This is a genomic window from uncultured Algibacter sp., from assembly GCF_905480415.1.
Classification (GTDB): domain Bacteria; phylum Bacteroidota; class Bacteroidia; order Flavobacteriales; family Flavobacteriaceae; genus Algibacter_B.
Map to the genome: position 1 here is coordinate 1 of NZ_CAJQQI010000185.1, position 5,261 is coordinate 5,261.

At 31.2% G+C, this 5,261-nt stretch carries 4 protein-coding genes; 1 reads left to right on the plus strand and 3 read right to left on the minus strand.

From position 1 onward, the window contains the following. Nucleotides 1-800: 800 nt before the first annotated feature. The 3 genes from QZ260_RS12570 to galK form a co-directional block, all read right to left on the minus strand. Nucleotides 801-1,193, minus strand: coding sequence for a DUF302 domain-containing protein (locus QZ260_RS12570; RefSeq protein WP_295986788.1), 393 nt, complete (start codon nt 1,191-1,193; stop codon nt 801-803). A gap of 261 nt (nt 1,194-1,454) precedes the next feature. Then, nucleotides 1,455-3,020, minus strand: coding sequence for a hypothetical protein (locus QZ260_RS12575; RefSeq protein WP_295986790.1), 1,566 nt, complete (start codon nt 3,018-3,020; stop codon nt 1,455-1,457). 110 nt (nt 3,021-3,130) lie between these two features. Further along, entirely contained in the window at nt 3,131-4,279 is a 1,149-nt protein-coding gene (galK, locus tag QZ260_RS12580; protein WP_295986792.1) for a galactokinase, read from the minus strand. A gap of 147 nt (nt 4,280-4,426) precedes the next feature. On the opposite strand from galK, the gene QZ260_RS12585 reads away from it, so the two are divergent. Then, nucleotides 4,427-5,261 (plus strand): solute:sodium symporter family transporter (locus QZ260_RS12585; RefSeq protein ID WP_295986794.1); only part of this gene is annotated, 835 nt, incomplete at its 3' end.

A 5,261-nucleotide genomic window follows, 5' to 3' on the forward strand; every position in this document is an offset into this window, starting at 1 on the left:
CTGGAACTCGTGTGTTCATATATCCGCAAACATCCAAATACTTTTTAATTGGTTTGGGTAAGTCTTTTACTAATTCATCAGTAAATATTGTTTCAGTTGTATCATTCTGTTTTATCAACTCTGCCTTTTCTTTTATATATACTTTTTTCATGCTTGTACATCCTGTTAGTAAAATAAATACAATTAGTAGAATGGATATTTTATTGTATTTTCATAATGTAACTCTGTCTCTTATATATGCCGCACAACATAGATATATAGTTAATATGAACTATATATCTATTATATCTGCAACTAAAGTGTGTTTAATTCTTGTAAATGTAAGAAAACATCTTAATTTAAAAAATTAGGTGTCATTACAAATCGTTTAATCCATTATTCGATTTTTGGAGCTTATTTATTTAATTCTGCATTAGACTTAAAAGTTCTTACTTCGGTTGTGGTGTTATAGGTAAACTGATAAGTATCAGTTCTTATAATGTTGTTGTTTTATATTTTGGTCTTATGAACAGAAGAACACATTTCTACTATCATATTTTAGATTTTAGGGTGTCTAAACAATTATGGTATTTGTGTCCTTCTGTTTTTTGTTTTCTATCTTTAAGAAAGCAGTATTTATAACCCGTTTTGATGTATCCACATATTCGAATTTTAATGCGTTCTAATACGTTTATTCTCTTGTTTAGTAATTGCTATCGAAGGTGTTGTTTATAAAAACAACTAAATCTTTGGGACGTATTTGTCGTGACTACTACAAGATTTAAAACATATTATTTCTGCTATTAGTGTTGTGATACACTTTAATTCAGGCTATTAATAACCTTAATGAGTTTTAGTTGAACTTTAGAAGCTAGTTCTCCTAAAGTTTTATTTTGAACCGCACTCATTGATGCCATTGGATTAACAGCAGAAATTTCGACCGCTCCATTTTCATGTTCTTGCACAATGACATTGCATGGTAATAAAACACCTATCTTATCTTCACTTTGCAGCGCTTCATATGCAAAATGCGGATTGCATGCACCCAAAATCTTGTATTTTTTAAAATCAACATCTATTTTGCTTTTTAACGTCTCCTTTACATCTATTTCTGTTAATATTCCAAACCCTTCCTTTTTCAATTCGGCGGTAACTAGGTCGATTGCATCATTGAAACTTTTTCCTTTTAATACTTTATTAAAATAATAGCTCATAATTTTATTTTTAAGTTATTCTTAAAATTTTACATTGCAAATAGAAAGTACCGTTTCAATACTGAAGCAAGTTCAGTACAGGTAAACTTTATGAGGTGTAAGACGAAGTTAGTTATTTTTTCTGACAATTTCAAGTGTCTGTGTCTGAGTTGAAAACTTAATTTATAGTCTCTTAATTTTAAAGAATTCAGTAAATAAAAAAGACCTGAAATTTTTTTAAAAGCTTACAGGTCTTATGTATGGTTATGTATTTCGAGTCAATTAATCATCCTCTGGAAAAGTAATATGCTGATACGCGCCCAAATCAGGTAAGCTTGTTCTATTAACATTTAAAATATCAAAAGGTATTTGTGTAGCGAAAGATGATAAACCTTGACCATTAGCTGCCGAATCGTCCCCAATAATTAGTTCATTAAACTCGACATCTTTAAAATTAGGATCTTCATTAAAGATGTTGCCTTCATATTTAGCAGTATCATTAAAATCGTAATTTACACCAGTAAAATTATTACTATTATCCTCAAAACGAATTAAACAATTAGTAAACTTAAAATTGAAAACCACAGAGGCATCTTCAATTTCATCTAATAAAACTTCAGGGTTATCATTTCCGTAGATAATACAGTTATTAAAATTGGCTTCAGTTAAATCTGCAATCGTCGCAACGTTGTCTTCATCTAAAACAAAATTGTTCAATAAAACAGCAGGGAATTGTCTAAATCCATTATCCCAATAATTTACAATAGTGGAGTGTGTAAAATTATATTTCCCACCCAAAGTACCGGCAAAAGATGATAAGCCAGAATTGTTAATTACTACATTTTCTCCAGAAATAGAAGTGTTTCTTCCTAAAACTCCAAAACTACTTGAATTATAAATTTGTGTATTTGTTATAGTAAGTTTATCGTTAGCCTCATCTGGATTGCCATCGGATAAAACACCGATAGTAGAATTTTTAATAGTGGCATAATTTATCGTATTATCAACACTACCATCTAATAACCAAATAGTTCCCCATTGCCCAGGAACTTGTGAAAAACCGGGTTCTAAACGGTCACCTTCAAAAATCACTTCGTTTTCTAGTAAGTCGAGGTCGTTACTATAAGCCCCGTTCACATTAATGGAAGCACCATTGGAAACTATAATACCAGAATTTTCATGAAAATGTAAACGCGAACCCGCTTCAATGGTTAAAGTTTCTCCATTTGGGACTGTTGCAAATCCATAAATAACAAAAGGTTTTTCTTTTGTAAAGGTCAGTTCTGTGGGTAATAATTTTCGCCCTTGTAATTCAGTTTCAACCAATTCACCTCCAATATCAAGCGTTAAAGTTTCAACAACTTTTGTGGTATTATCTCTATCTGGATAAATAAAAACAGCATCTTGTACTAAGGTTACTAGTTCCACTTTCTGAAGATTGGAGCCTGCATCGAATTCAATTTGATCCGTATATAAATAGGTTCCATTCGGATTCGTGAAGTTTTTAATATCTATGGTCGATTCAATAAAAATAAACAAGCTGTCTTTTGCTAATACTTCAATGTTATTGAAGCTTTTTCCAGCGATACCATCAACACTTAATCTGTAATTGGAAGTTTCGCCTAATGCTAACCGAACAGCAGGTATAGAAATGTCATCATCACTTTTATTGTAAACTTTTAAATTATAGGTACTAGAACCAATGTTGGTAAAAACAGTATCTAAATACACCGTGTCTTTTGAAAATTGCAAACTCCCAGTACTTGGTGAGAATTCAAAATCTTTACGACAAGAACTCCAAAGCATTAAAAATCCTAGAGTGATTAAAAAGTATATGTAACGTTTCATTAAAATGATTGGTTTTGAGCGTTAAAAATATAACTTTTGAAATTATGATTTAGTATGTATTGGACTAAAATTTAAAAATAAGATAGAAGGCTTAAATTAATTAAGATTGATTACTTTACTAAATGCGTTCCTTCCGAGATTTCTATAAAATAGACAGAACACGTTTTATTAAATTCTCTATGATACGCTTTAGAAACTTTTTCTGCAAAGGCTTCGGCCTGGGTTTTGGCTATTAAATTAATAGTACAACCTCCAAAACCACCACCCATCATTCTGGCTCCTAAAATATTTGGGTTTGCTTTTGCTTGATCTACAAGAAAATCTAATTCGTGACAACTCACTTTATATTGATTTGATAAGCCATTATGCGATTGATAAATTAAAGAGCCTAAAGTTTCTAAATCACCATATTCAATAGCTTTTGCTGCTTTTAACGTTCTTGAATTCTCTTGAATAACATATAAGGCTTTCTGATAATTTGCTGGTGTTACTTTATCAATTATTTTTTCTAGGTCAGCTTCTGTTGCATCTCTTAAAGCTTTTACACTTAATAGTTTAGAAATACTTTTACAAGCAAACCGTCTGTCGTTATATTCAGTGTCAGATAAACTATGCTTAACATTAGTATTAATAAGCATTAATTGGTAGTCTTTAAAGTCAATTTCATAGGGTTGAGATTCTATCGTTCTGCAGTCTAATAGTAGGGCGTGGTTTTTTAAACCAAACATACTAGCATATTGATCCATTATTCCACATTTCACTCCTACAAAATTGTGTTCGGCTTTTTGAGAAATAAGAATCATGTCATGTTTTGATAGTTCTAAATCAAACAATTCATTTAATCCAAATACTATACTGTTTTCTAATGCTGCAGAAGAAGACATACCAGCACCACTAGGGATATTACCTTTAAAGACTAAATTAAAGTTACCGATTAATTTATTTTTATTTTGAATTTCGTGAACGACACCAAAAACATAATTTTCCCAACGCCCTTCTTTTAATGGTTTTAATTTATCTAAATTAAATTCTATTTTACCATTTAAATCTAAGGCATATGCTGTTGAAAAATCTAATTCGCTTTTCTGAATGGCAGCAACAATTCCCTTATTAATAGCAGCAGGAAATACAAACCCTTTATTATAATCGGTATGTTCACCAATAATATTAATCCTTCCAGGAGAAAAAATTAGTAATGGATCCGTTTTAAATGTGCGAATAAAAGTGTTTTTTACATTATTAATTAATGTTGCACTCATATACTTAAACTTATATTTTTAGTTATGTTCCGTATTTTAGGAAGCTTTTTTAAAAAAGCTTTTTCAAAGTTAGTATTAAATTCAGATAATGAAATAAATCTTTATATTTGAAATCTACAATAGTACAAACTAAACTTAATTATAATTATGATTGGAATAATTTCTTTTGTTGGCTTCACATTAATGGTGGCCATTATATCTTACTATGCGACTAGATCGACCGATGAGAAGTCTTCTGATGGTTATTTTCTAGGAGGTAGAAGTCTAACTGCGGGAGTTATAGCGGGTTCGTTGCTACTAACCAATTTATCTACAGAACAAATTGTTGGATTGAATGGTAGCGCTTATACAGATGGCTTATCAGTTATGGCCTGGGAAACGCTTGCGGCAATTGCCATGGTAGTGACAGCAATCTTTTTATTACCAAGATATTTAAAAGGAGGTTTAACAACAGTACCACAATTTTTATCTAAGCGTTTTGATGTTTCTACAAAAACAATTACATCTGCATTATTTTTAACAGGTTATGTTGTTGTATTGCTACCGGTAATTTTATACTCTGGTTCTGTAGCTATTAGTGGGATGTTTAATATTCCAGAAATGCTTAATGTATCGAATACTAAAGCATTATGGTTGTGTATTTGGGGTATAGGAATTATAGGCTCTATTTATGCTGTTTTTGGAGGTCTAAAAGCTGTTGCGGTTTCAGATAGTATAAATGCTATTGGACTTATTATTGGTGGGCTTTTAATACCTGTTTTTGGTCTTATGGCTATTGGCGACGGTAGTTTAGGCGCTGGTTTAGACACGCTAATGAGTGCTAATCCTGATAGATTTAAATCGATGGGGCAGCCTGGTCAAGAAGTGCCATTTAGTACTATTTTTACTGGAATGATGTTGGTGCAATTATTTTATTGGGGAACAAACCAACAAATTATTCAAAGAGCTTTAGGCGCTAAAAATTTAGCTGAAGGCCAAAAAG